Consider the following 25,824-nt stretch of genomic DNA (forward strand, 5'->3'; position numbering starts at 1 on the left):
TAAGCTATACCAATCAAGGCAAAACTGCACAAGCGGTTCGCCATATTAGTAGAAATGGTAACCGTGATTACTATACCCCTAAAGGCGAAAGTTTTAAGAAAGCCTTTTCACGGTATCCGATTAAGTTCAGTCATATAAGCTCAACTTTTACTTCTTCAAGATATCATCCCATATTGCATTATAAAAGAGCACATAAAGGTATTGATCTCGCAGCACCTATCGGAACACCAATTCAATCTGTTGGTGATGGAGTCATTACTAATATTGGTAGACACAATGGCTACGGGAATATGATTGAAGTCAAACATGATAAAACCTTCAGTACGTTATATGGACACATGCTTCGATTTGCCAAAGGCTTGTCCAAAGGCAGCCGAATTAAACGCGGTCAGGTAATTGGCTATGTAGGTCAAACAGGTCTGGCTACAGGTCCTCATTGCCATTATGAGCTTCATGTTCATAACCAACCAAGAAATCCAACAACGACCTACCTGCCCACAGCATCTCCTGTTCCTGCGCGCGAAATGGCCCAATTTAAAGCGAAGGTACGTAATGTATTTGCACGTTTTAAATCACTTGAAAAAACAAATTACGCCAGTAAAGGTAAAAGCAAAGGCAAGAAAAAAACAAGAATTGGATAATCTTTAATGCAATTTTCTATTGAGGTAAATCAGTATAATCACCCAAATAGATAACGGCAAACGAGTACAGAGGCAATGATTCCAGCAAGATCTGCTAATAAGCCAGCAGGAATAGCATGTCGTGTTCGGCGAATTCCTATAGAACCAAAATAAACAGCAATCACATAAAATGTTGTTTCTGTACTCCCCATCATCGTGGCTGCAACTTTGGCGATAAACGAGTCTCCACCATGCTGATGAATCAATTCGGCCATCATTCCTGTTGAAGCACTTCCTGAGAAAGGTCGAATTAAAGCCAAGGGCAATACTTCAGGAGGCATACCAATCATGGCGAGAAGAGGAGCCAGCAGATTGGCCATTAAACCAAAAAATCCTGAAGCACGTAGCATCCCAATAGCTACTATCATCGCGATTAAATAAGGAACAATGCTCAAAATCGTATCAAATCCTTGTTTTGCGCCTACGATAAATGCATCAAAAACGTTAATTTTTTTTATTGCAGCGTATAAAGGAATACCCACAATAAAAATTAAAAGCATCCAATTAGACAACTGATTAGCGAATCCACTCATAGGCTGTCTTTCCTTCCAACACGAAACATGGGTAATTTCGCTAATTGCTTTACGGCAATAATGGCAACTAAAGTAGAAACGATAGTGGCGATTAAAGAACTGACGATGACACTACTTGGATTAGTGCTACCATTTGCCGCCAAATATGCAATTGCGGTAGCAGGAATTAATTGCACGCTTGAAGTATTAATTGCTAGAAAAGTACACATGGAGTTGGTTGCAATTTTTGTATGCTGGTTCAGTGTTTGCAGCTCTTTCATCGCTTGCAATCCAAATGGAGTTGCTGCATTGGCAAGTCCCAACATATTTGCAGCAATATTCATGGTGATCGCCCCCATTGCGGGATGTTCTGTAGGAATATCCGGAAACAGTCGTCTTAAAATCGGTTTGAGAAGTTTACCCAATAAAGTCACTAGTCCTGATTCGGTCGCTATGGACATAATTCCAAGCCATAAAGACATGATTCCTGCCAAACCAAGAGCAATTTCAAAACCAAGTTTGGCTGAGTCAGTTACAGCACGAGCAACCTCATCAATACGTCCTTCAATCACGCCAACTACTACAGAAATCAGTATCATCCCTAACCAGATTATATTGAGCATTCTTGCCTCCATACTCCGGAACAGGTTAAGATGTAGTCATTATTTGGCTTTAGATAGAAAAAATTGATGAAGTGCACACTTACTCCCTTAAAACATTTGATTTTTATAACCTGCTTCCTCATTTCTTTTTTAAGTTATGCTTTTGACTCAAATACTACTGAAAAACAAGCTAACTCCTCAATAGAAGAACTATACCATAGACTCAGCAGCATGCCGAATACTTCCATGCCCGATAGAATAGATTGGTTTAGCAGCCAATTTTTGGGTATCCCTTATTTACTTGGTTCTTTAGGAGAAGGCCCCAAAGCGCGCTATGATCAGTTTCCTAAATACCGTGTCGACTCATTCGATTGCGATACCTATGTCAACACGGTTCTGTCTTTAGCTTTGGCCAATTCACTAACCTCGTTTCAACAATGCATAAAAAACATGCGCTATAAAAATGGCCTCGTTTCTTATCTTCAACGAAATCATTTTCAAGGCTTGGATTGGAATCAAAACAATCAGCAAAGCGGACTACTTAAAGACATTACATTAACGATTAAAGATAAAAATAATCAACCAGTAGCCCAGATCGCTGAAGCAGTGATTAATAAACCTAATTGGTATGCCTTTAAAACGGTTGAAACAATTAGACTAGAGCATGCCGATAAAGGAAAAGAAGAAGCGCGATTAGATGAATTGAAAAAGAAAGGCGCTCAATTAGAAGTGACTTCAGAAAAGGTCCCTTACCTTCCTTTTACTGCGTTATTTCCCGAACATAATAAACCAGATATGTATTTATTTGCGCAAATTCCTCATGGTGCAATCATTGAAATTGTAAGACCAAACTGGGATCTAAGCCAAAAAATTGGCACTGCATTAAATATTTCACATTTAGGTTTTGCAATTAGACATGATGGACAATTGTATTTTCGGCAAGCTTCGTCAGAATATGGCAAAGTAGTTGAAGTACCATTGATTGACTACCTTGAAAAAGCGCTAAATAGTCCAACAATTAAAGGCATAAATGTTCAAATTGTTGTACCTACAAAACCCTTAACAGATTGTAAAATGCCTGTTTAAAACCAAACTTAGTTTAGGTAAACTGCAAGTAAATTGTAACCTGGGTGAAGCATACCGGTATCCGGGACAGCGGGATCTCTCATCGGAAAACCAAACTATGGCGAAGAGACCCCACGCTTTGGACGATGGCGGTTTTCGCCATACTTAAGGCAACACGAGACATTAGGATAATAAAAAATGAAATATGAATTAACACAACAGCCCTCGTTATCAACCAGCGAATGTCTTGTACTTGGCGTATTTTCTGATACGGATTTATCTGATTTTGCCCAGGCTTTAGATAAAGAAAACCACGGCCTAATTAGCAAGCTGATTCAGAAAACATCTGAAGCTGGTGATATACAATGGCATCATAACCTGCATGGAACCTTATTAATCATTCAATGCGGCGAGCAAGCTAAATTCAACCCTTCGCAACTAAAAAAGAGAACCACTGAGATTACTGTAGCATTAATCAAGCATCGTGTTCGGAGTGCAACAATATGCCTCCCGCAAATAAACCAATATTCCGCAAACTGGCAATTGGAACAAATGATTATTCAAATGGATAATCAGCGGTATCAATTACTGGATTTTAAAAAGAAAAAGGCAAAAGCCCATCAATTAGATTCTTTAACCTTTTATTTACCCAATGCCAGTGATGAGGGATTAAAATTAGGCCAAGCCATTGCTGCGGGTGTGGAATTAACCCGTAATCTTGCGAACATGCCAGCTAATATCTGTACCCCCACTTATTTAGGCGAACAAGCAATGCAGTTATGCAAAGAATTTGCACAAAATATGAGTTGCAAAGTGATGGGGCCAGAAGAAATGCGTCAAATGGGTATGGAAACTTTATTGGCAGTCGCTCAAGGTTCAGCCCAGCCACCAAGACTTATAGACATACATTACAAAGGTGCAGAAAATACTCCCCCAATCATTCTGGTAGGCAAAGGAATTACTTTCGATTCAGGTGGGTTATCCATCAAGCCTGCCAATGCTATGGATGAAATGAAATATGATATGTCAGGGGCTGCTAGTGTGTTTGGTGCTTTAAAAGCATGCGCGTTACTGAAACTCCCAATTCATGTAATCGGCTTGATTGCCAGTGCTGAAAATATGGTGAGTGGTACTTCCGTTAAATCAGGCGATATTGTCACCAGCATGTCAGGGCAAACTGTTGAAATTATCAATACTGATGCCGAAGGTCGTCTCGTATTGGCTGATGCACTAACTTACGCAGAGCGGTATCAACCCGAATTCGTCATCGATGTTGCAACCCTTACCGGCGGAATTATTGTTGCATTGGGAACGGTAGCATCCGGTTTTATGACCCAAGATGAAGAATTAGCACAGCTCATCGAAAAAGCCGCTAAAGACAGCAATGATCGTGTCTGGCGTATGCCCTTGGATGATGAGTATCAAGATGCGCTTGATAGTCCTTTAGCCGATATGATCAATGCAAATTTTGATCGTACTGCAAGTAGTGTTACAGCTGCATGTTTCCTGTCTCGCTTTACAGAAAAGTATCGTTGGGCCCATATAGACATTGCCGGTACAGCCTGGGTTTTCGGCAAAAATCGTAATGCTACGGGAAGACCTGTTCCTTTATTAACTCAAATAATACGCCATGCCATCAATTCGCGTTGATTTTTACTTATTAACGAGCGACCAGAACCATGTACGTTGGCTGGTTGCTTGTCGTCTTTTGGAAAAAGCTTATGCTAAAGGGCATAAAGTTTATGTCTTATGTAATAACAAGCAGGATGCTGAATTATTGGATGAGCTGTTATGGACTTTCAAAGAGGACAGTTTTATCCCACATAACCTACAAGGTGAAGGACCTGAACCACCACCCCCAATACAAATTGGTTATGAACGTGAACCTAGAGGTTTTAATGATATCTTATTGAATCTTTCGAGTCATGTTCCTGATTTTTACCCGAAATTTAAGCGCATTATGGAAATCGTGATTAACGCAGAAGCGGATAAAGAACAGAGTCGCACCCATTATAGGGACTATAGAGCCAAAGGTTGCGAATTACATACCCATCAGATTGAAGTGAAATAGTGAAGTAGTTTAGATTAGCACAACCTGGTTGCTTGCAACCAGGCTATAATCATAAAGACCATTAATCCCAAAGCACATCTTTATCTTTTTTTATCGCAGCTTGCAGCAAACTGATTAAGGGCACAGCTCGCTTTGCCAAGCTGATTTTGGGTTCATTTTCTTCATCTTCCTCAGCAATTTTGTTTTCTTTGCTAAGCCCAGACTGTAACTTTTCCAAAGCCTCAGGAAGATTTTCTGCTTTAATCGCTCCTGGAACCGTACCACTATGCCCCATTAAAGAAAGCAGACTTTTAGCTACATCTGCAAAATAAGTAATATCTTCGTAAGCATCTGTATGAAACGTCACTAACATAAAATCTCCTTATTGGCATGATCGAGGTCTTGCTGCATGGAACAAGACAACTATCCATAAACACGTAACAAATATTCTGCAACCGTACGTAATCCCATCGCTTCACCACCTTCAGGTTTACCTGGTTTACTACCCAAGTTCCAAGCCATAATATCAAAATGCATCCAGGGTATCGATTTGGAAACGAAACGTTGAAGAAATAATCCAGCAACAATAGCGCCAGCATAGGGATGATCGCTAGAGTTAGCCAAGTCAGCCACATTTGAACGAAGCAGCTCTTCGTATGCAGCAAATAAAGGTAATCTCCAGACAGGATCAGCTGCTTGATATGATGCCGCAGTCACTTCGGCAGCCAATTGATCCTTATTGGTAAATAAGGCCGCAATTTCGGTACCGACGGAAACCCTTGCAGCTCCTGTTAACGTAGCAAAATCAATCAGTAATTCAGGCTGCTCTTCGCATGCTTTGACTAAAGCATCAGCTAAAACTAAACGGCCTTCTGCATCTGTGTTATGAATCTCTACAGTTAAGCCGTTACGCATAGTTAAGACATCACCTGGTCTAAATGCATCGGGTCCTATCGCGTTTTCTACCGCAGGTACAAGCATTTGCAAGCGCACGGGTAAATTACGAGTCATAATCCATTGCGCAAGGCCGATTACATGGGCTGCCCCTCCCATATCCTTTTTCATTAAACGCATGCCCGAAGCAGATTTAATGTCCAAGCCCCCGCTGTCGAAACAAACTCCTTTTCCAACTAGTGTAATACGAGGGTTTTTCTCATCCCCCCAAGTTAAGGACAACAAGCGAGGTGCTGATTTAGAAGCACGCCCAACGGCATGGATTGCTGGAAAATTATCGTCGAGTAATTCATCGCCAACCCATTGTTTAAATTGCCCTTTATGTGTTTTTGCTAATTGTTCCACTACTTCAGCTAACTCTTTTGGGCCTAAATCATTAGTCGGTTTATTTATCAAATCCCTCACTAAAAATTGCGCTTGGGTTAAGGCCAACAGAGCATTCCAATCATCTGGGTGAACTACTAAAATACGAGGTTTTATCTCTTGTTTTTTATAGGTATCAAAACGATATTGTGCCAAAGCCCAATTCATTGTTGCTTCCTGAGTACATCTTCCTTGTACTTGATAAGTATTCGGTGGGAGTATTAGTGCTGCATTGGCTAAAGCCTGAACCTGATTTCCATCTCCTGTACCAATATACGCTTTATCGATTAATCCATCTGCATTCTGAATAAAACAAGAGTCGCCTAATTTTCCTTGAAATTGATGCAAAGCAAGACAATTTTGTTCTGCAGGTGTAAACAAGCTCATCCCTTCTGCCCATTGATCTTGTGACATCAAATAAAGAGGAATGGCTCTATCACTCTGAGTCTCATAAAATAATTTTGCTTGCATTTTTTTATTCCTTCACTTGGCCACGAAAATGAGCGGGTCTGAGTCCGGCTAATCCCAAAACTAAAACATATATTACCACAGCGACACCTACATGAGCGGCTAATATGGCTAAACGCATTACTGGAGAAAACCCGAGCCAATAACTGACTGTTCCACTCATTAAAATTAAATAGAGACTAATGGCTGCATTGGCTAAGAATAATTGCATACAGTATTTTAACCATCCAGGCGAAGGTTTGAACACTCCACGTTTAATCAGTATGAACAACAAAGTGCCACAATTGACATAACCTGCTAATGCCGAAGCTAAAGTCAAACCCGCATGAGCAAAGTACCAAACAAATACAGAACATAATAAAGTATTAACCACCATCGAAATTGCACCCACTTTAACTGGGGTACTGATATCTTGTCGTGCATAAAACCCTGAAGCCAAAACCTTTACCATCATAAAAGCTGGGACACCGGCTCCAAGAGTAATTAAACTTTTTTGTGTCTGAATCACATCATAAGCAGTAAATTTACCATAAGCAAAGCAACTTGAGATCAGCGGTAAAGCAAACAAACACAACCCCAGACCTGCAGGCACTCCTATAAGTAAAATAGAACGCAATCCCCAATCCAACGCACTTGAGAACTGGCTGATACTTTGTTCCGCATGCCTCCGAGATAAATGTGGGAGAATCACTGTTGCAATCGCTACGCCAAAAACACCTAATGGGAAATCAGTCAGGCGATCGGTGTAATACAACCAAGACACACTGCCAACTTTTAAAAAGGAGGCAAAAATACTGTCGACCATTAAATTAAGTTGAGCAATAGAAACACCAAATAAAGCGGGGATCATGAGCTTTAGAACTTTATTGACCCCCGCATCATTTCTCACTAATCTTGGCTTTACCAATAAATTGCGTTGATGCAAAAAAGGGATTTGAAAAAGCAATTGCGCAATACCTGCAATCAGCACTCCCCAAGCCAATCCTACAACGGGTCTTGGCAAATGGGGACATAGATAAACCGCAGCAAGAATCATACAGATGTTTAATAATACTGGCGTAAATGCAGGGATGGCAAAATATCCGTAGGTATTTAATACCGCTCCAGCCATGGCTGTTAGCGAAACCAACATCAAGAAAGGAAAAGTAATACGCAACATTTCTGTTGCCAATACTGCACGGCTGCTGTCATGGCTAAAGCCAGGGGCAAATAAAAAGATAATCACGGGTGCGGCAAATATTCCGATCAAAGTAACAACACTCAGAATTGAACCCAGATATCCGGCAATGCGCGCAATAAAAACCCGCACGTCATTCGGAGAACGTGTTTTTTGATATTCAGCAAGTACAGGAACGAAAGCTTGCGCAAAAGCTCCTTCTGCAAAAAGACGGCGCATAAAATTAGGGATACGAAACGCCACAAAAAAGGCATCCATCCCTGCTTGGGCACCAAAAAAATTGGCAAGAACCATATCACGTATAAAACCGACAATACGTGAAATGAAGGTCATGACTGAAACCAAGGTCGTTGAACGTAGCAAGCTCTGGCGTTTAGGTACCATAATTTCTGTTTCTGTTGCTGACATAATTTTTATGCATGAAATAAAATACCTTATGATATACCTAAATGAATTAAATTTCATAACCTAAATATAAGGTATAAGATTTTAAAATATAATTGCTAAAGAGACATTGGTTCCATATTGATCAATTGATTATGCATAAAATTAAGACATATCGCAATAGAGAGAATCAATTTCTACTTTAGAAACAAAGAAGTCTATTGACAAATTCTGACTCATTGTGCATGATCACCATCTTTTGTACCGTCTGAATGAGTGGAGATTTTTAAGTGGCAAATATTAAATCAGCGATCAAACGTGCTCGCCAAAACGTAAAATTACGTCAACACAACGCCAGTGCACGTTCTATGTTCCGCACTTACATTAAAAATGTGATTAAAGCTGTTGAATCAGGTGATAAAGAAGCCGCTCATGCTGCCTACACCAAAGCACAACCAGTTATTGATAAAGCGGCTGGTAAAGGTTTAATTCATAAGAATAAAGCTGCTCGTATTAAAAGTCGCTTAGTCGCTCGTGTTAAATCAATGGCTGCTTAATCCTTTAATTGGTTCGCATCGAACTGGCCATGCCAGTTCGACTTTCTTTTCGCTATTCTTCATAATCATCCTAAAAGATAATGGTATTCCATTTAAACTCGAATTAAGCCTACATTGAAGATATACCGATGCGATTGTTCCTTAATGCAAGACCACTTCTTCACCTGGATTTAGTTGATAAACCAGGGAAAATTCGTTAAGAAAAATGTAACCTTTCATTAACACACTGGTTGAGCGCTCGCATAAGAGTCAGTATCTGCGAAAATTCTTGCTCTTGCATTTAATATGTCGTCCATTAATGTTTCATGTAAATCAAATGATTGCAATACTTTCAGCAGATGCCTATTGGCTTTCAGGATGTTAATAATTTGTCCTGCCACGAGTTCATCTTTAGGATAAGGTAATAATCGTTCCAGGGCACCATCTAGTAGTCGATTTTTATTTTCAATTTCATTTTCTATTTTATCAATTGCATCCAATGAAGTCGTTTGCTGAAGAAGCACTTTAAATACCTCTTCCTGGTTTACAAGTAATGCTGCAATCGGTTTAAGCTCTTTTAATTTCGTAATGAAAAGTAATAACACTGTTTTTTGTTCTTCAGTTAAACCAACTAATGATTGTTGCACGCTTAATGATTCATTTGTTTCAGCAATACTTTTTGCGGCAAGCTCTGTATAATTCAACAAGATGATGAAGTTTTTGAGATTAGGTTGCGAAGCCAATTGCACCATCACTTTTGATATAATCTCTTGATCTGCTCCTGTTATGAGTTCAGATAAAAATTGATGAACATTTTTTCCCTCATTAATTAATTTTTGAACAACAATATCAAACTCTTCTTTTGTTTTTACCGTATAAAGTTCATTTTGAAGTGCATTCAATTTATTAAAAAAATCTCCAGATTTTGCTTCAGCTGCAACAAAATTTCCAATAATTCGGTTAACATCCTTCTTTTTATCTTGAAAAAGTCTACCCATTTCTATTTCCTCAATTGATTAGGCTGAGCTTAAATTCTAAATACCGTCTGTACCTCTGTTAGAGAGGCTATCTTAGTCTTTTTGGCGCTTTCATTTTCTTTTTGCAAGATATCAAGAAACGAAGCGTCAATAGACTTTGCAAATGCTGCACCTAACTTTGGTTTGCTAGGTTCTGTCTCACGAGCTGCCTCCAGCATTTTTTCTGTTTTTGCTCCGTTATCACCTTTATTTGCCACTCCTACTTCATGGGCTTCAGTTAAACTCATACTGTCGGTAATAACCTTTTCCGGAACAGCTAATCTTTTTTTTGCATCATCAAGGATAAATGCTTTTGCTTTTTCAACAGCAGCTTGAACACTATACGCCCACTTTGGAACATCTGGTAGCTCTTTTTTAAGCTTATCATCTCGACCTGGACTCACTTGGTAGCGACTTCCTTTAATTATACTCGAATCAGTTATCTCAGGAGTAAGTCCTCTGCTTCCACCTATCTTTCTAAACGCCACAAGCTCATTATATTCCTGATCAACTTTCTCTAATAAAACACCTAGTTTTTCCGTAGTTAGACCCTCTCTAACAATCCGCTCAATTTCCATTCTTGCTTTTTCATAATCTACTTTTAATTCAGACAGATTAATTCGACAAGGTTCTTGTTGATGCGCAAATAACTCCAGCTCAATCAGATCTTCTAGATCTAATTTTTGTGCAGGATCATTAAAGTATTCCTCCTCAAGTGAAGGTCCACTGCCCTCCTTTGCTATCCATTTTTTATAAAACTGTGCAAATTGCTCACAAAGCGCTTCAATTTCACCTTCCTCAAAAAATTCTTGGTAAATTTCGGTTGAGGCAAGACCAAACATGTGTTGATTAAACTCCATTGGTGTATAGAACTTATTATCTTTTAATCGATAATGATTATGATTTTGCCAAAATTCAGCTTTAAGATGATGCATTAATTTGCCGTGGAGCTCATCGCTGCCTCTGAGATATAAGTCGCATCCCCCCTCAACCTCTTCTCTTTGAACTTTTGATGCAGCATTAAATAATTTATCTCTAAATTCCTGAGGGAACTGGTCCAGTCCATCGGTAGTCCAAAAGTACCACGTTAAAGTAAATCCTTTAACCTGTACTGCAACTTTGACTTCAATTTTTTCACCCTCATCCCTAATTTCATAGACTATGCCCTTGGTCAATCTGAATTTAAAGCCTTCTTCATTAAAGTCCTTTTCTCTCTTTCTGTATTGGGCTTTATTACCCGACGCGACAAGGAGCTGAAGTTCCTTAGTTTGTTCTGTATCTGTATATGAAGTAACTTTAGGGACGGTATGTTTTTTCTTTAAAAAAACAAAAAAAGGGTTTGGCATAATGAACCACCATCAATTAAAAATACAAAAAAACTCCACATTGAGCCCGCATTTTAACTTGTGGCCAAAATACAAGCAATCGTTAATTGTATTTATAATGAATAGACAAACACTTATTTTTCCACTTAATAAACAGCAAGTTAGCTAGAGAACTTAAGTTTGTGTATGAATATAAGTTAAGGATTGCTACAACTCATAGTATTTCTCCTCCCATCATCCTGTAGACATCGATCTTCTTTATCTTGAAGCTCTGTTTTTTCTTCATCCATAGAAACGTAGGGTGCTATAAAAAAATGTTGACCTCTACCCCAGCTATTTTTTTTCAAAAAAAAACAAGAATCTAGTCTAGCGGAGCTTGCTCTTAGTTGCTGACCATCAGTTTGAGCAAGCCAGGTTACCTGCTTATGATTAAGAGAATACACTTGCGCTAACTCTTCAATAAAAATTAATTTCGCATCGCCAGTTAAAGAAAGAAGCATTTCAACTGCTGATTTAGAATCGGCTAACTTATTGATGACATTGCGCAGGCTTGTTTTCAGAGTTACATTATTAACATTTTGAAGTGTATTTATTAAAAGTACTAAAGGTGAAACAGTATAATCGCCTATAGTACTTGCAGGCGCATGATGTGTAAAAGCATCACCTAACTCTTTAGGGTCACTCTGTATAAAATCAATTAAAAAATCAGTAAATAGGGCTACTTGATGTTGATGGTCGATTGCAGCACGCATGGCACGTACGATCATCATAACTCCATTTATATTAGCATGCTCCCCAGTTTCAATGGGGTGCAATAATGCTAAAGTTACTTTGCCATCTGTATTGCTCTTCCACACTTGATGCACTATATGCATTAAAACGCTTACCGCTTCTAGGTTTTTATTGAGGTAGGCAGCGGAAATAAGCGAAACAAGAATAATGTGCAGAGTATTTTTCCCTTTATAAGGACCTCGTTCATGAGTCTTGCATAAGGCATCGCTTAACTCTTTAGGGAGCACGTTATTCACATCGATCAATATATCGCCAACTATTTGTATTAGCTTGGGTTGATACTCTACTGCGTTCTTTATTGCGCCGACCAATACATAGACGCCGCTTTTTCCCTTAAACGAACCATGTATTATTTCTCGAGTTAGAGAAGTGCTTAGAATAAGTGGAGATTTTTTAACGAAACTTCTCAATAAATTGGCAATTAATTCAGCTGTATGCCGATTTTCAGATGCCTCAGCAACATTTGCCAAAGCACGAGCCAGTACAAGAATTGCGTTTTTTCCCTTCTCACTCCCTTCGTTGATGTTTTTTGTCACGACATCAGAAAATTCGTCACCCTTTTGCGCTAATAACTGGCTAAAAATATAATTAATGGCTATGATCACTGAGGTATTTCTAGGGTCAAATGTTGCGGAAAAGAGATTGTCCATCCACGCATAAGCAACAGTTTGCCCTGCAAATTTTCCACTAAGCGTTTGCTCAAAAATCAACATTAAACTACTTGAATCTTGCCCCAATTGATAAAAAAGGGAGCAGATTTGTTGTGCCGCTTCAGCATCATAGGTATTTACAGCACATTGAAGTGCGTAAGTTATCCAGTAGGAAAAATTACTTTGCAGTAAAAAGCTGGAATTAGGAGATTCCGCTACAAAATGATAAAGCTGAGCAATCAACCACCTTAGATCATCTTTCACAAGCACAGGCGAGTGGTCACCTTGATACTTATCTAATGGGATAGTTAAAAAATCTGATTGGAATAGATCTTGAGGATCACCCATGTAAATATGGCCTAAAAAAAGACAGCATTAATTTTTATTATGATACCATATGAATTTATATACAAGAAAGTTTATTGAACGACGAGATTTTATTGTTTAAATGAGGACTCAGTGTAACTGTTTTTAAATTCAGAACAGTCACACTTTAATAACATTATGCAGTTGAACCGACAGTCAAACGAGTATCTTCGTCATACTCTAAATAATTTCTTCCTATTATCTTACATATATTTTTCTTATCTTCTATCGATAAATAAGATACTAACGCCTCAGGCTCATTATAATCCACCTCATCCTCTCTCTTTTTAAGCTCGCTCCCCTTAACCTCCTCAAATGAAGACTCAAAATCGATTGTCCATTCATCAACTATTGCCATATAAAGCGCGTTGAACAACATTTTCGCTTGATGAATTTTATCTTGTAATTTTTTTTCCTCACTACTTTTGGGTAAGGAAAATAAGGAAAGAGCGAAGCCTTGCCAACCTGATATTTTCGTTTCTTTTTTAGGCTCGATAACGGCAAACGCTTTATAACAGGCAATAATTTGCTGAATTAAATCATCTTTATATTTCCGCAATACTTTTTCTTTTTCTGCATCTTGTATAACTAAAAATGCATTACGTATTAACCACTCCAAACGCTGTAACCGGCTCACGATAAGTTTGACTTGCTGACGATATTCTTCATCGACTTTAAATAGGTCTACAGTATCCTCTGATAACACATCACAGTGTTGGGGTGGCACACTCCAATATAATTTCACTTCTTTATCTTGTTTTCGATCTCGATAAAATACTTCTTTACCTGATGCCTTTTTGTGCGTGCGTAATGGACCTTCGCTATGCAATAGAATAGGCTCTAAGCCAGGAATAAATCGAGGCAGAGATGAGCTCTTAAATGGAGCAAGCTGTTCTTCAGTTAAGATACCATCTAAAAGGGAAACTGCCCTGGTTTTACAGGTATTGGAATTTTCAAGGGTGGGTACAGGGAACCAAAATGCATATCCATAAAATTGCATCTTCCAAAAACCCAATGATAAATGAAAATCAAATGGTTTCAATCGGGATGGGCGGCCTTCTATTTTTGCCTTTGTTTGTTCGATTTCAAAAATTTGTTTGGAATAGGCCTCTTCCCTGTAAATTCGTCCTGGCCTTTGAGGATCTACTTTGAAATTTTCGCCATCACCTACCACTTCACGAATAGCCGCCTCTTGCTCTGCAACTGCAGTGGTGCATTTCTTTTGTAACGCTTCGAACTGTTCTTGTGTCAGCTCAAAGGTTTTTCCATATAAGCCATGACCTAGATGCATATAGCGAACTTCTTCATTGATCAGCATCCCGTGATTGCCCTGGAAATCAACATCTAAATGATGATTCCTTTTAAATTGTTCAAAACGACTGCTTTTATCTCCCGTGCTGGTAACACCATAAAAACCCCAGGTTTCAACAACCTCCAGCAACTGATTGCTTTCATTCAATTTGGACAGAAAAAATGAACCATGCCAAAAAGGATTTCCACCTACTGTATGATCAAATACGCAAAAAGTTACTGTATATTTCATCTCAACATCCCCTGTTATTTGTTAGACATTCCGTTAAACAACTAGATGAATCAAAGGATATTTTGAGTAAAAATTTAAAAAGATGCAAGAATTTATCCCATAGAAAAAGGGAACAACTGAAATCCGTCGCTTTTATAGCCATTTGATTTTCAAATGATCGATTTAACAACATGATCGATAGCTTGAGCGAGAGTTTCAAAATGAGCGATCGCTTTTCATCAAATTATGTCTGATTTATGATTTATGCAAGAAGGACAATATGAAAAAAATTGATTTTTTATATGAAACAATGAAGAAACGTTAATGACAAAGATTAATAAATAGAAGCTAATCGTTTTAAAGAAAATTCAAGTAAATAAAATCAGGCTCACTTAGTGTTTCTATGGAATCAAAAAATTAAAAAAATGTGCTTTATTTAATGATATTCAGGAGTATTTGATGGAGGGAAATACGATGCGTACCGCATTTATAGGTCTGGACTACATTATTGATATTATGCATCCACAAGGCAAAATAGCGCGTTCAGCCGCGCACGCCCAAGAGCGTGATATAATTAAAAAGGTAAATAAAGTTCTTGAAATTGCAAAATTAAAAAATTGGTTAACCATTATGGTGAAAGTCGGTTTTAGTGCGCATTATACGGAACAACCAAAGCATTCGCCTATCTTTGGTAAAGTACATGAATTGGATGCTCTAAAACTGGGCTCTAAAGGAACAGAGTTTCATCCTGAATTACTGATTGGCAATAGTTTAATAATGGTCAAACCAAGAGTTAGCGCATTTTATGGGACTGCACTTGATGCGGCGCTGCGAGCAAATCAAATTGAACGAGTAATACTGGGAGGAGTCAGTACTTCCTGGGCAGTGCAAAGCACCGCTCGCGATGCTCATGATCGTGATTATAAAGTATGTATTGTTGAAGACATTTGTGCGGCGGCGAATCAGGAGGAACATCAATTTTCTATCCAATTAATGGAAAAAATAGCGCAAATTGTCACAGTAAACGAACTAAAAGGTATCTAATGCACGTTATTTCCAAGACGATACAAGCATTAAAAGATGAAATTCAGATAGGGTCTTTGCTGCGAGGTATCATTGTATTATTACCCTTTGCCCTTCTTTATTTGAGTACCAATAACTCGATTTGGCTTCAGTCCTCTGTTTTAACTATATCAACCCTTATTGTAGAGGAACGACTTGAGCTTACTGCATTAGGGGTATTGCTTCATGGTTGCATGATTGTTGTGATGTTTTACTTACTTTTTTTAACCCAGCTTATGCCAGTGCTGTATATTGTATCCTGCACCCTCGCTGCTACGGCAGTTATTTTGGTTACGATAAAGGGCGAGAAGCTGCGTCCTTTAGGGAGTTGGACTTTTATTCCTGCCATTATTCTTGCTACAGAATTTGCTGCGGAGACTAATCATATAGTGATGTTACATCAGGCTCCTCAATTTTTACCCTATCTGTTGATTGCATTAGTCCCTACGTTATTGCTTGCCCAATTCGATGAAATAAGCGCATATTATAAAAAACGTAAGATTCATTATCACCCATTGCGATTAGGCGGTTTGAATGATCTTGGAGAACAAAATCCTTATGTTGAAAGCATGATTGCTATGGCAATCGCCGTTTGTATTTCAGCATTTTTGGTTGAATATTTTCAGATGCAAAATGGACAGTGGATGATTTGGGGGACTGCCAGTGTCGTTACTGGTAATGTAATGACAACACCACAAAAATTGAGTCAACGTGTTATTGGTGTATCACTAGGTGTTCCCTTAGGTATTTTATTCGGATTTATTATTCCCAGCACGCCTTTTGCTTTGACCTTTGCCATTTGTGGCATTTTCTTAACTTTAGTTGCCTTCCGTCGTTATGTCATTGCATATTCTTTTCGTTGTTTCTTTGTTGCAACAACAGTGATGTTAGTCACGCATTCAGCTAGCGTTGCATCAGAACGCTTGACGCATGTTATATTGGGTGGGCTCATAGGGTTCGGCTCAGTTATATTATGTCATTTTGTTCACCTTGCCCGATCACGTTGGGCGAAAAAATAAAATTTAAAACGCAAACTGAGTTGACGATTTGCGCTCATTGCCTTTATTCCTGCGCTGTATTTTGGCAAGTTTCTTCTGTATTATTTTAAAAATAATCTGCAATACACCTTACAGGAGGTAAGCATACGTCGTCTTGTTTCTTTAAATTCTCTTAATGCTATTTTATTGACTTTATTTATTATTTCTAGGCGCTCATCGGCAGAACAAAAATCTCATCTTTAAGTAAGTAAAGTGAAAAAATAAGATTTCATAAATAGACGAATACGCTGCTACTTCCGATGGACTTTGTTGAATAGATAACTTGGGAACATAAGATAATTATCAAGGTGTCTGTCAGCGCGGATGAGAGAATTGCGACAATGAACCCCTCTCCCCTAGTCCCCCTCTCCCACTGCTGGAAGAGGAGATTTTTAATGGCGGTGAAGGATTACTTCACTTGGGGAATCGACTAACTAACCATAAATACTGACTCTTCGGGCTTGATTCAATTGATCGAAAGTACGTTTTGCTGGTGCAAAATTAGGATATTGAGTCACTAAACGTTGTAAAATCATACGCGATAAGATTTCATCCCCTTGATTCCATTGATTTAATGCTTCCAGATACATAAAATCAGCAGCTTGCTCTGCTGTAGCAGGGGCTTTATTCATCAGTACAGGCTCAATAAAACTGACACGAGCCTGAGTTTGTGCTTCCATTCTTTGCAAGAGTTTGCGCGCCTGGATGCTGCCATTATCACTGGCTTGCTGTAATAATTGCTTGCCTTTAGTAATAGAACGCTCACCTGCAGTACCTTCGAGATAATAAGTACCTAATTGGTATTGTGCGTACGCATTTTGACGTGCAGCCAATTTTTCATAAAGACTTGCTGCGATTTTAGGGTTTTTCTCAACTCCTAGCCCGTAATGATACATTCTTGCTAAAGCCAACATCGCTTTTTCGTTACCCTTATCTGCAGCCTGTTGGTAATATTTGAGCGCGTTATTGAAATCAAGTTTGGTAGAAACTCCCGTTTCAGACAATAATCCCAACTGGTAAAGTGCATTCGCATTACCTAAATCGGCTGCTTTTTTATACCAAGCTAGAGCTTGTTGGGTATCACGAGCCTGTCCCAAACCATTAAAATAAATTGCGCCTAATTGATTCATTGCCTCATGAACTTGGTGAGTTGCTGCTTCAACAAATAAATCTCTAGCTTTCTGATAATTAACTGGAGTTCCTTTACCATATAAATACATGAGCGCCAAATTGTATACCCCTAAAACATCGCCTTTGGCAGCAGCTTGTTCATAATTTTTTAATGCCTGAACATAATTATCATTGACTGTTTCATCAATAAAACCTAAGGCAACAGAAGCCGCGGGCAGAGCTGTGGCTGCTTTCTCATACCATTGTTTCGCCAAGTTATAATCAGGCTCTCCATTCTCACCCAATTGATAAAACTGACCTAATAAATATTGTGCAAGAGGATTTCCTTGTTCCGCAGAAGCAGTATACCAACGTTGCGCATCAGCCAGATTAGGTTCAGAACCTAAACCTTTTTCCAGCATAAAAGCCAATTTCAATTGGGCATACTGATCACCTTTTTCAGCCAAACCGGTGTAAATTTGTTTGGCTTCTTGCATTTTTTCCGGATCAGAGTTTTCTGCTAAATAATAATCAGCTAAAACGATTCCAGCATGACTGTTTCCTAATTTATAAGAATTGATCAAATCAGGCAAAAAGTCTTGTCCGATTTGTTTCCGTAATACGGACATATTAAAATCTGCGTAGGAGAATTTATCATCAACAGATTGCTTTAATTTCGCTATCCCTTTTTCCTTGTCTTGAGCAAGTCCTTTTCCCTCAGCAGCATAAGTTCCCAGGATAAAATCACTTACTGCATTTTGACCCGATTGTTGATACCAATTAATTGCTTGGCCTGGATCGGCTTGTACACCAATACCCCGATCATAAAGCAAGCCCAGTAATAAGGCAGCATTTTCATCACCTGTAGCCGCTTGATCCTTAGCAACTCGAAAAGCTTGTGCTTGTCTTTGTTTATCCTGATCCATAGCGTTATAAAAGGCGAGCGGCAATAACGCTTGAGAAACTCCGCGATCTGCTGCACCTTGGTACAATTGACGAATCATTGCTATTTTGTGTTTTCTGACATTCACACTTAAGCCACTATCATTTTGACGTGCCAAATTATCTGCCAACTCATATTCTGCAGGACCATAATTATTGGCGGCAGCCAGATACAACATAGACATTGCTTGTTCTTGATTCGGTTGAATGTATACAGTACCGTCTGGGCCAGTGATGCCTTGTGAAAGAATTCGAGCCAATACATATTGAGATTTTTTATTGCCTTTAAACGCGGCATCTGTTAAATCATTTAATGCCAGCTGATAACCTTGTTTATCCTTGGCATGCTGTAAATATAAAAGTCCTAAATTGTATTCGGCCCCTAAATGTTGCTGCTGGGCTGCATTTTGATAAAAAATAATTGCTGACGAATCACTTTGCGCCACACCAATACCATATTGAAACATTTGCCCTATTTGAAATTGCGATTGGGCATCACCTAAGATCGCCCTAAAATATAAATGATTGAATACAGACATATAATTAAGTTGCGCTTGCCAGCCCTGAGTCCATAAATCCATGATATTGGCTTGTGAATAATCATCATAATCATAATAATTGGCATCAATATAAGGTGCAGGAAGATTCAATTGCGCAAATATTGGAGTATTTGTTCTTTCTAAAGCAGATAACTGTTGATCTAAAGGATAAAGTGGGTATGTCCATTGATTCGCCTGGAAGCCAGGAGTTTTATTCAAGATCGCATCATAGTAACTGGTTATAGGAACATCATTAGGTTGGACTAATTCAAATTGGGGTTTAAAAACAGACTGACGCATTATCTTTTTTAATCGGGGTGCTTGGTTATAAGCGAAATCACCTAATACCGTAGGATTATGCCAAGCACTTAGTATGCCCTTCATTTGAAAATCAGTTTGTTCCAATTTATCTGTTGTACCATTACTTAACCACAGTGCTGCTTGCGCCAAAGCAGCCTCTTGATTTTTTGCACTGTCATCTTGATTCGCCTGATTTAGCCATTGCTTGGCCAAATTCGGATCGGCATCCACGCCTATTCCCTTTTGGTACATTTCAGCTAACTCACGTTTGCCCTGTGGCAAACCATCTTGAGCCGCTTTTAGGGTCCACATGAAAGCAGTTTTTGGATCATAAATGGGGCTTTTGGGTTCTAAATAATTATGAGCTAAATCTAAATACGCCTCATCATTCTGTTGTTTCGTTGCCTGACCAAACCATTTCAAGGCTTGTTCTTTTTGGTTTTGGTGCAAAGCCAATTCACCCAAAGCAACCATTGCGGGTGCAAAACCTTGAGTTGCTGCTTGGGTTAATAATTCTTCACCTTTCTTTTCGTCCTTATCAACCAATTTCCCTTCAAGATATAACTCCCCTAATCGAGTTATCGCTTGAGGGTTACCATTGGCCACTGCCTTATTTAACCAGATAAGACCTAATTTTTTATTTGATGCATTACGACTGTCAATAAAATTCTTGGCTAAAGTAAATTGGGCAAGGGAATTACCATTTTTTGCCGCACTGATGTAATAGCGAGTTGCCGCATCCTCATTGCGTTTCACTCCAACTCCATATCTGTATGCCGCCGCCGTAAACATTTGGGCATCTACATCACCATCATCCGCCGCTTTTTTAAACCATGTAAAGGCTTGTTGTGGATCTTTTTCATGCAATAAAGTGTATCTGGCCATAAGTTGGATTGCAGGAAGATAGCCTTTTTGTGCCGATTGGGTAAAATAGCGGATCGCCAACTGACTATTTTTAAGTTGACCATATCCATAAAGATAAATCCGCCCCAAGTAGTAATCAGCAACTGCATTTTTCCCTGATTGATTCATTAAAGGCTCTATCGCTTTATTATAATTCCCTAATCGATAGGCACTAAAATCATCAGCAAAAGCATGTTGACTGGCTGATGCAACGAATAAACATACCCAAGGTACTAGCGATTTCATGAAGATTCTCCCTCTTTGCACAGCAATTTCACCTGAATTTTTATCATTATGTGTTCAGATTTATACCCCAGGTATTATGCCATAATGCACTACCTCATTAACGGCACCATTTCTTGTAGTGCCATCGACTATCCAAAAATTGCCTTTATTATTTAAACCAAATTTTACATTGACGTACTCACATACCTTTATCGTATCAGCACAATCAATAATTTTTCCATAGGAAGTTTTACCATCACCCAAAGTACAAATAAATTTGACTAAGGGCTCCCCTGTGGCTAATGCCGCCCATTGACGGCCACCTATTGTATGATTGTATCGAGTAGTATATTGGCTGTCTTCATCTCGCATTTGATACAAACTCACCGTTTGTGGCAATTGATTAAAGAAGAAATACAAGGATTGTAACGCCCCCTCTTTTCCAGGGTAAAGAGACAATACTTTTAAACTCTCCTTATACCCCACGGGCCTGCATCCTATAGGAAATCGAGCCTCTTCTTTTTCTGCTTTAGCTTGCGCCTCTTTGGGATCAAGTTTTTTAGATTTGGCTGCGTCAAGGTGTGTAGACATTAACCCAAAGAAAAACATTAATGAAATCGAAGTGATTTTTTTAATTGTATTCATCATTTTTCTCACTCACTGTCATTTATAGGACGAACAATAACTGTTGTACCCCTAAAATTATTTCGTTCACTGGATAACTCAACAAAGTTTTCATTTAACCATTTTGCATCCTGAGTAAACATTCGCACACAACCATGACTTGCTCTTACTCCAGGGATGTCTGGAGAACCATGTAATGCAAAGCCTTTATGGAAAAACATACAGAAAGGCATCTTCGCGCCACCTTTACCTATGGGAAACACATCAGAGACACATTTTTCATTTTCCTTACTAAATACGCGATAGATCCCAGTTAGAGTGCGGCAAGAACGATTAGCATCCGGACACCTGTCTCTTCCTGATGAAATTGGCCCCCATATCACCAAATTCCCTTCTGCATCATAAGCGGCGTAAGCCAATTTGTCCTGGTCAACAATAATTTGCTTTTGATGTTCGTTTGGAATTTTTAGCGGAAAAGGAGACACGTCAAAAACAGTGAGGTAAGCCAGATTTTTTGGAACCGCAATAATTTTGCCAGTCCATAAAGGATTATAAGTACGATTGATTCTTTGGACGATATCGCGTTGTTTTTCATCTGGAAATAAGGTTTCCCAACTTTGTCCAGCCTCAACCTTAACGCAATCATACTGTGGGTAACCGCATAATCCAGTGCCATAAAAGTTAGCCGCATTCGCAACAGCAACCATAAACATCAACAATGCAGTTGAAAGTAATTTATACATATGCCCCCCTCTCACCTTACTTTTATTTTTTTACATGCAAGATTTGTGCTTAAATATCAATTTATTCTAATTATTATTCGAGCATATCTAATTTTAGTTTAGTACGAATATTAGGATTTTTGCTAGGGTTATGAATAATATTCTGATCTATTGGTGATAGCCTAGGTGTCAGGCACCCAGAATGACGGGGCTCCTGATTACACTTTTTCTCCATGAAAAAAAAGAAAAATACGTTTTGCCAAGTGTTCACTAATCCCTGATACTTTGGCAATTTCGTCTATGGGTGCCTTCGCAAGCTCTCGTATCCCACCAAAACGATGAAGCAATGCTTGTCTGCGTTTTGCCCCAACTCCCTCAATATCTTCAAGCGTTGAATCCAGTCTCTTTTTTTGTCTTTTTTTACGATGAGCCGTAATAGCAAATCGATGCGCTTCATCACGGATATGTTGAAGCAGATGTAAGGCCTTGGAATCATCGGGTAACGTCAATTCGCGTGCCTCATGGACTAGAATCAACTTTTCCCATCCAGCCTTTCGTGAAGGTCCTTTAGCAACACCCAGTAAAATCACTGTCGAGATACCTAAAGAAAGTAATACTTTCTCAGCGACAGCGACTTGCCCCCTTCCGCCATCAATAATTAATACATCCGGCAATGATTGAATTTCTACTAACCGTTTAAAGCGACGAGTAATGGCCTGTTCCATTGCAGCATAGTCATCTCCAGGAGTAATTCCTTCAATATTAAATCGCCGATATTCGCTGGGACTGGGACCTTCATGATCAAACACAACGCACGATGCCACAGTTGCTTCACCCTGGGTGTGGCTGATATCAAAACATTCCATGCGTTCGATAGGCTTTCTCAATCCTAAAAATTGTTCTAATTCATGAAAACGTGATTTCATCGTAGAATGTTTTGTCACGTATTCAGCTACCGAAACACGTAAATTATTGAGTGCAAAATCCATCCAACGGGATTTTATACCCCGAGGATTTATTTGAATTTTACACTGCTTACCTCGTCGTTGTGATAGGGCTTCTTCTAATGATAGGTGATCCACTAAATCATGATTGGTGATAATTAACGCAGGGATTTTCTCCGGGCTATCTAAATAATAGAATCCTACAAATGCATCAAAAGTTTGTTGCCATAAATCATCCATACAGAGTTCATCCTCCAAGCCTTTTTGGGGCACCGAAGGGAAGTAACACTGACTCGCCAATACTTGGCCTTCACGAATCGTCGCACACTGAACACAAGCAAAACCGGGACTTACCTCAATGGCAATAGCATCTGCATCGCCTCGTAACTGTAACACGCCCTGTTGTTCTTGTACTAAACGTAAACTTTTAATCTGATCCCTCAAAATTGCTGCTTCTTCAAAATTCAATTCAGTTACTGCTTTGTCCATTCGTTTAGCAAGTTCATCAAGAATTAATTGGGACTTACCTTGTAAAAATCGCATGGCATCTTGTACTGATCGCTGGTAATTTTCTGGCGTTATATAATTGACACATGGAGCGGTGCATCGTTTGATTTGATACTGCAAACACGGCCTTGAGCGTGCATTAAAATAACTGTCCCGACAATTGCGGATTTTAAACACTTTTTGAATTGTTACTATAGTCTCCTTCACCGCAGCACTACTGGGATAAGGACCAAAGAAATCTCCTGAAAGAGGCTTTTTCTTAGAACGATAACTTTCAATGCGTGGAAAATCAGGATGATTGGAAAGATGGATGTATGGGTAGGATTTATCATCGCGTAACAAAACATTGTATTTAGGTTTCAATGTCTTAATCAGATTGCTTTCCAATAATAAAGCTTCTGTTTCACTGCGCGTGACCGAAATTTCTATAGCAGCGATTTGACTCACTAAAGAACGTGTTTTAATGCCTGTATTTTGTTTATTAAAATAGCTTGTGACTCTTTTTTTCAAATTGGATGCTTTACCCACGTAAAGAAGATTCCCTGCTGCATCCAACATACGATAAACGCCGGGTTCATTAGGTAACTTGGTGAGGAACAAGGCTAATTCAGTAGAAATATTCATGTAATAATCATAGCAGTAATTAATCGTGCTCTGGAACGCAGCTTTGTAGCCCGGATTAGCGCAGCATAATCCGATATGAGTAATCCATATTGAAACAGAAATCCCCGACTATGCTGCGCTAATCCGGGCTACAAAACCCTTTAATCTTCTGATGCCAGATCGATGGGGTTTTCTATAATTCCATGCTTTAGAGCCAAATAAGTAAGCTCTACATCGTTTTTAATACCTAATTTTTCAAATGTACGGTAACGATAGCCATTAATCGTTTTAGTACTAAGGAATAGTCGGTCACTTATTTCCTGAACATTCATACCAGTAGTAATCATTAACATGACTTGCATTTCGCGCTCAGATAATACATCGAAAGGTGAGCCTTGTACTTCTTCCAAACTATTGATCGCCATTTTCTGAGCAATCTCTGCACTTAAATATCTCTCGCCTTTAGCAACTTTACGTATCGCAGCCGCCATTTCTTCAGCGCCTGACTCTTTCGTCAGATAGCCCATGGCGCCTAATTGTAAAACTCGAGTAGGCAACACATCAGAACACATTGCAGTTACAGCAATAACCTTAACGTGCGGATTTGATTTTTTTAGACGACGTGTTACTTCCCAGCCATCAATTCCAGGCATTTTCATATCTAAAAGGACCACGTCGGGGGAATGTTTTTTTACTAATGCCAAAGCTTGCTCACCACTTTCTGCATCAGCAACTACCTCTACATCCGACATATCTTCGAGTAATCGTCGAATCCCCATTCGAACCAATGCATGGTCATCAACAATTAATACTTTAATCAAATAATGCTCCTTGACTTAAGACAGCCAATGAACAAACAGGTTGCTCGATGTTAACAAGACTGGCTGCTCATTACAATATATATACCTTTAACACGCTCGAATATGAATATTAGGATTATTTGGATCCACCTTAAAAAGCGGCGGAAATTCCCCTAATTCCCGGGCTCGAGCCATAAGTTTACCTAAATCCGATAAAACAAAATCGTATAAAACCTGGTAGTCATTAATTACAAAATAAACGGGTTGTAACATGTCAATACGATAGGGCATGCGAAATCCAGCTATTGGATCAAACATGACTCGCAGCGGAATATCGCTTTCCACGCTGTATACTGTTTCACTAATCGAGGACAGTATTCCACCTCCATATGCTCTCAGACCTTTCATGCTGTTAATTAAGCCAAACTCAACAGTAAACCAAAACATACGTTGCAGTAACGGCCAATCGGACTCAGGAAAAGTTAATACTTTCTGAGCATAATCGTAAACAAACTCTGCATAAACCTTGTCCGTCAGCATAGGACAATGACCAAAAATTTCATGAAAAATATCAGGCTCTTTTACATAATCCAATTCTTCTTCATTACGAATAAATGTAGCTACGGGGAAATGTTTTGTTGCCAATAATTCAAAAAATTCGCGAGCAGAAATTAACGCGGCGACTGCAGACACTTGCCAACCCGTTTCGGCTTTAAGTTTTTGATTTAGATCTGGAATTTGAGGAATTGCCTCAGATTGAATGCCTAACGTTTTTAATCCAGCTAGAAATTCATCACAAGCTCTTCCTGGCAATAATTTTATTTGTCTTTCAAATAAAATATTCCAAATAGAATGTTCTTCTTTAGAATAATTAACAAACCCTTGAGCGTCAGGTACATGCGCTACATAACGGCTTGAAAATTCCATAATTTCTCCTCACATACAAAAACCGTAAAAATTAGGTAGTTCGATGGATAATTATCTTAAAAAAAACCACCTTTTTTAGTTATTAGGCAATTTGCGGATAAATGTCAACAACTATTA

Annotated in this window: 22 protein-coding genes (1 of these 22 running past the window's edge); 7 read left to right on the top strand and 15 right to left on the bottom strand. The window is 38.9% G+C overall.

Going from position 1 to position 25,824, the window contains the following annotated elements; translation table 11 throughout:
* Positions 1 to 641, top strand: partial view of a M23 family metallopeptidase gene (locus tag EL022_RS15330; RefSeq protein ID WP_028381071.1) — the end only. Its footprint begins 850 nt before the window's first position; the window shows 641 of its 1,491 coding nt (coding positions 851–1,491); its start codon lies off the left edge, out of view; it ends in the stop codon at positions 639 to 641.
* A 38-nt stretch (positions 642 to 679) separates the two neighbouring features.
* On the opposite strand, the gene EL022_RS15335 is transcribed toward EL022_RS15330, so the two are convergent.
* Together EL022_RS15335 and EL022_RS15340 are read right to left on the bottom strand one after the other, a co-directional pair.
* Positions 680 to 1,213: a spore maturation protein gene (locus EL022_RS15335; RefSeq protein ID WP_028381070.1), complete on the bottom strand. Its 534-nt coding sequence runs from the start codon at positions 1,211 to 1,213 to the stop codon at positions 680 to 682.
* Complete coding sequence (locus EL022_RS15340) at positions 1,210 to 1,815, bottom strand: nucleoside recognition domain-containing protein (protein ID WP_028381069.1); 606 nt, start codon at positions 1,813 to 1,815, stop codon at positions 1,210 to 1,212. The genes EL022_RS15335 and EL022_RS15340 overlap by 4 nt, the downstream gene beginning before the upstream one ends.
* 66 nt (positions 1,816 to 1,881) lie before the next feature.
* Here EL022_RS15340 and EL022_RS15345 point away from each other — a divergent pair, with 66 nt between their 5' ends.
* The 3 genes from EL022_RS15345 to EL022_RS15355 all read left to right on the top strand — a co-directional run bounded on the left by EL022_RS15345 (position 1,882) and on the right by EL022_RS15355 (position 4,930).
* Complete coding sequence (locus EL022_RS15345; RefSeq protein WP_028381068.1) at positions 1,882 to 2,880, top strand: N-acetylmuramoyl-L-alanine amidase-like domain-containing protein; 999 nt, start codon at positions 1,882 to 1,884, stop codon at positions 2,878 to 2,880.
* A 177-nt stretch (positions 2,881 to 3,057) separates the two neighbouring features.
* Positions 3,058 to 4,509, top strand: coding sequence for a leucyl aminopeptidase (locus tag EL022_RS15350; protein ID WP_028381067.1), 1,452 nt, complete (start codon positions 3,058 to 3,060; stop codon positions 4,507 to 4,509).
* Entirely contained in the window at positions 4,490 to 4,930 is a 441-nt protein-coding gene (locus EL022_RS15355; protein ID WP_028381066.1) for a DNA polymerase III subunit chi, read from the top strand. Before EL022_RS15350 ends, EL022_RS15355 begins: the two co-directional genes overlap by 20 nt.
* Before the next feature lie 61 nt (positions 4,931 to 4,991).
* On the opposite strand, the gene EL022_RS15360 is transcribed toward EL022_RS15355, so the two are convergent.
* From EL022_RS15360 to murJ, 3 genes are read right to left on the bottom strand one after another with little or no spacing between them, the layout of a single operon-like run.
* Complete coding sequence (locus tag EL022_RS15360; protein ID WP_028381065.1) at positions 4,992 to 5,282, bottom strand: DUF1840 domain-containing protein; 291 nt, start codon at positions 5,280 to 5,282, stop codon at positions 4,992 to 4,994.
* 50 nt (positions 5,283 to 5,332) lie between these two features.
* Positions 5,333 to 6,697, bottom strand: coding sequence for a leucyl aminopeptidase family protein (locus EL022_RS15365; protein ID WP_028381064.1), 1,365 nt, complete (start codon positions 6,695 to 6,697; stop codon positions 5,333 to 5,335).
* A 4-nt stretch (positions 6,698 to 6,701) separates the two neighbouring features.
* On the bottom strand, positions 6,702 to 8,279 hold the full coding sequence (gene murJ, locus EL022_RS15370) for a murein biosynthesis integral membrane protein MurJ (protein ID WP_028381063.1): 1,578 nt from the start codon (positions 8,277 to 8,279) through the stop codon (positions 6,702 to 6,704).
* 266 nt (positions 8,280 to 8,545) lie between these two features.
* Between murJ and rpsT the strand changes: the two genes are divergently transcribed.
* A complete protein-coding gene (gene rpsT, locus EL022_RS15375; protein ID WP_028381062.1) occupies positions 8,546 to 8,812 on the top strand; it encodes a 30S ribosomal protein S20 in 267 nt (88 codons plus the stop codon).
* Positions 8,813 to 9,030: 218 nt separating this feature from the next.
* Here the strand turns inward: rpsT and EL022_RS15380 are convergent, their stop codons facing one another.
* From EL022_RS15380 to EL022_RS15395, 4 genes are all read right to left on the bottom strand, one after another.
* Positions 9,031 to 9,789: a hypothetical protein gene (locus EL022_RS15380; protein ID WP_028381061.1), complete on the bottom strand. Its 759-nt coding sequence runs from the start codon at positions 9,787 to 9,789 to the stop codon at positions 9,031 to 9,033.
* A 29-nt stretch (positions 9,790 to 9,818) separates the two neighbouring features.
* A complete protein-coding gene (locus tag EL022_RS15385; protein WP_051544447.1) occupies positions 9,819 to 11,153 on the bottom strand; it encodes a hypothetical protein in 1,335 nt (444 codons plus the stop codon).
* A 176-nt stretch (positions 11,154 to 11,329) separates the two neighbouring features.
* Complete coding sequence (locus EL022_RS15390; RefSeq protein WP_028381060.1) at positions 11,330 to 12,922, bottom strand: hypothetical protein; 1,593 nt, start codon at positions 12,920 to 12,922, stop codon at positions 11,330 to 11,332.
* Between the two features lie 154 nt (positions 12,923 to 13,076).
* Positions 13,077 to 14,483 carry a hypothetical protein gene (locus EL022_RS15395; protein ID WP_028381059.1) on the bottom strand — a complete coding sequence of 469 codons (1,407 nt, stop codon included), beginning with the start codon at positions 14,481 to 14,483 and terminating at the stop codon, positions 13,077 to 13,079.
* 438 nt (positions 14,484 to 14,921) lie between these two features.
* Here EL022_RS15395 and EL022_RS15400 point away from each other — a divergent pair, with 438 nt between their 5' ends.
* A complete protein-coding gene (locus EL022_RS15400) occupies positions 14,922 to 15,506 on the top strand; it encodes a cysteine hydrolase family protein (RefSeq protein ID WP_241972207.1) in 585 nt (194 codons plus the stop codon).
* A complete protein-coding gene (locus tag EL022_RS15405; protein ID WP_028381057.1) occupies positions 15,506 to 16,543 on the top strand; it encodes an FUSC family protein in 1,038 nt (345 codons plus the stop codon). The genes EL022_RS15400 and EL022_RS15405 overlap by 1 nt, the downstream gene beginning before the upstream one ends.
* Positions 16,544 to 16,995: 452 nt before the next feature.
* On the opposite strand, the gene EL022_RS15410 is transcribed toward EL022_RS15405, so the two are convergent.
* From EL022_RS15410 to phhA, 6 genes are all read right to left on the bottom strand, one after another.
* Entirely contained in the window at positions 16,996 to 20,601 is a 3,606-nt protein-coding gene (locus tag EL022_RS15410) for an SEL1-like repeat protein (RefSeq protein ID WP_028381056.1), read from the bottom strand.
* A 60-nt stretch (positions 20,602 to 20,661) separates the two neighbouring features.
* On the bottom strand, positions 20,662 to 21,225 hold the full coding sequence (locus tag EL022_RS15415; RefSeq protein WP_028381055.1) for a hypothetical protein: 564 nt from the start codon (positions 21,223 to 21,225) through the stop codon (positions 20,662 to 20,664).
* A gap of 8 nt (positions 21,226 to 21,233) precedes the next feature.
* A complete protein-coding gene (locus EL022_RS15420) occupies positions 21,234 to 21,947 on the bottom strand; it encodes a L,D-transpeptidase (RefSeq protein ID WP_028381054.1) in 714 nt (237 codons plus the stop codon).
* Between the two features lie 197 nt (positions 21,948 to 22,144).
* A complete protein-coding gene (gene uvrC, locus EL022_RS15425; RefSeq protein WP_028381053.1) occupies positions 22,145 to 24,001 on the bottom strand; it encodes an excinuclease ABC subunit UvrC in 1,857 nt (618 codons plus the stop codon).
* A gap of 140 nt (positions 24,002 to 24,141) precedes the next feature.
* Complete coding sequence (gene letA, locus EL022_RS15430; RefSeq protein WP_028381052.1) at positions 24,142 to 24,801, bottom strand: two-component system response regulator LetA; 660 nt, start codon at positions 24,799 to 24,801, stop codon at positions 24,142 to 24,144.
* An 87-nt stretch (positions 24,802 to 24,888) separates the two neighbouring features.
* Positions 24,889 to 25,707 carry a phenylalanine 4-monooxygenase gene (phhA, locus tag EL022_RS15435; RefSeq protein WP_028381051.1) on the bottom strand — a complete coding sequence of 273 codons (819 nt, stop codon included), beginning with the start codon at positions 25,705 to 25,707 and terminating at the stop codon, positions 24,889 to 24,891.
* Positions 25,708 to 25,824: the final 117 nt, after the last annotated feature.

Source organism: Legionella cherrii, from assembly GCF_900635815.1.
Taxonomy (GTDB): Bacteria; Pseudomonadota; Gammaproteobacteria; order Legionellales; family Legionellaceae; genus Legionella; species Legionella cherrii.

What these genes read in the sequence shown, in the direction of transcription:
- EL022_RS15400 (WP_241972207.1), top strand. Translation starts at nt 14,922, where the DNA reads ATGGAGGGAAATACGATGCGTACCGCATTTATAGGTCTGGACTACATT.
- EL022_RS15415 (WP_028381055.1), bottom strand. Translation starts at nt 21,225, where the DNA reads ATGAATACAATTAAAAAAATCACTTCGATTTCATTAATGTTTTTCTTT.
- EL022_RS15345 (WP_028381068.1), top strand. Translation starts at nt 1,882, where the DNA reads ATGAAGTGCACACTTACTCCCTTAAAACATTTGATTTTTATAACCTGC.
- murJ (WP_028381063.1), bottom strand. Translation starts at nt 8,279, where the DNA reads ATGTCAGCAACAGAAACAGAAATTATGGTACCTAAACGCCAGAGCTTG.
- EL022_RS15350 (WP_028381067.1), top strand. Translation starts at nt 3,058, where the DNA reads ATGAAATATGAATTAACACAACAGCCCTCGTTATCAACCAGCGAATGT.
- EL022_RS15355 (WP_028381066.1), top strand. Translation starts at nt 4,490, where the DNA reads ATGCCATCAATTCGCGTTGATTTTTACTTATTAACGAGCGACCAGAAC.
- EL022_RS15405 (WP_028381057.1), top strand. Translation starts at nt 15,506, where the DNA reads ATGCACGTTATTTCCAAGACGATACAAGCATTAAAAGATGAAATTCAG.
- EL022_RS15420 (WP_028381054.1), bottom strand. Translation starts at nt 21,947, where the DNA reads ATGTATAAATTACTTTCAACTGCATTGTTGATGTTTATGGTTGCTGTT.
- EL022_RS15380 (WP_028381061.1), bottom strand. Translation starts at nt 9,789, where the DNA reads ATGGGTAGACTTTTTCAAGATAAAAAGAAGGATGTTAACCGAATTATT.
- EL022_RS15410 (WP_028381056.1), bottom strand. Translation starts at nt 20,601, where the DNA reads ATGAAATCGCTAGTACCTTGGGTATGTTTATTCGTTGCATCAGCCAGT.
- EL022_RS15365 (WP_028381064.1), bottom strand. Translation starts at nt 6,697, where the DNA reads ATGCAAGCAAAATTATTTTATGAGACTCAGAGTGATAGAGCCATTCCT.
- EL022_RS15335 (WP_028381070.1), bottom strand. Translation starts at nt 1,213, where the DNA reads ATGAGTGGATTCGCTAATCAGTTGTCTAATTGGATGCTTTTAATTTTT.
- phhA (WP_028381051.1), bottom strand. Translation starts at nt 25,707, where the DNA reads ATGGAATTTTCAAGCCGTTATGTAGCGCATGTACCTGACGCTCAAGGG.
- EL022_RS15395 (WP_028381059.1), bottom strand. Translation starts at nt 14,483, where the DNA reads ATGAAATATACAGTAACTTTTTGCGTATTTGATCATACAGTAGGTGGA.
- EL022_RS15390 (WP_028381060.1), bottom strand. Translation starts at nt 12,922, where the DNA reads ATGGGTGATCCTCAAGATCTATTCCAATCAGATTTTTTAACTATCCCA.
- uvrC (WP_028381053.1), bottom strand. Translation starts at nt 24,001, where the DNA reads ATGAATATTTCTACTGAATTAGCCTTGTTCCTCACCAAGTTACCTAAT.
- EL022_RS15385 (WP_051544447.1), bottom strand. Translation starts at nt 11,153, where the DNA reads ATGCCAAACCCTTTTTTTGTTTTTTTAAAGAAAAAACATACCGTCCCT.
- EL022_RS15360 (WP_028381065.1), bottom strand. Translation starts at nt 5,282, where the DNA reads ATGTTAGTGACGTTTCATACAGATGCTTACGAAGATATTACTTATTTT.
- EL022_RS15340 (WP_028381069.1), bottom strand. Translation starts at nt 1,815, where the DNA reads ATGCTCAATATAATCTGGTTAGGGATGATACTGATTTCTGTAGTAGTT.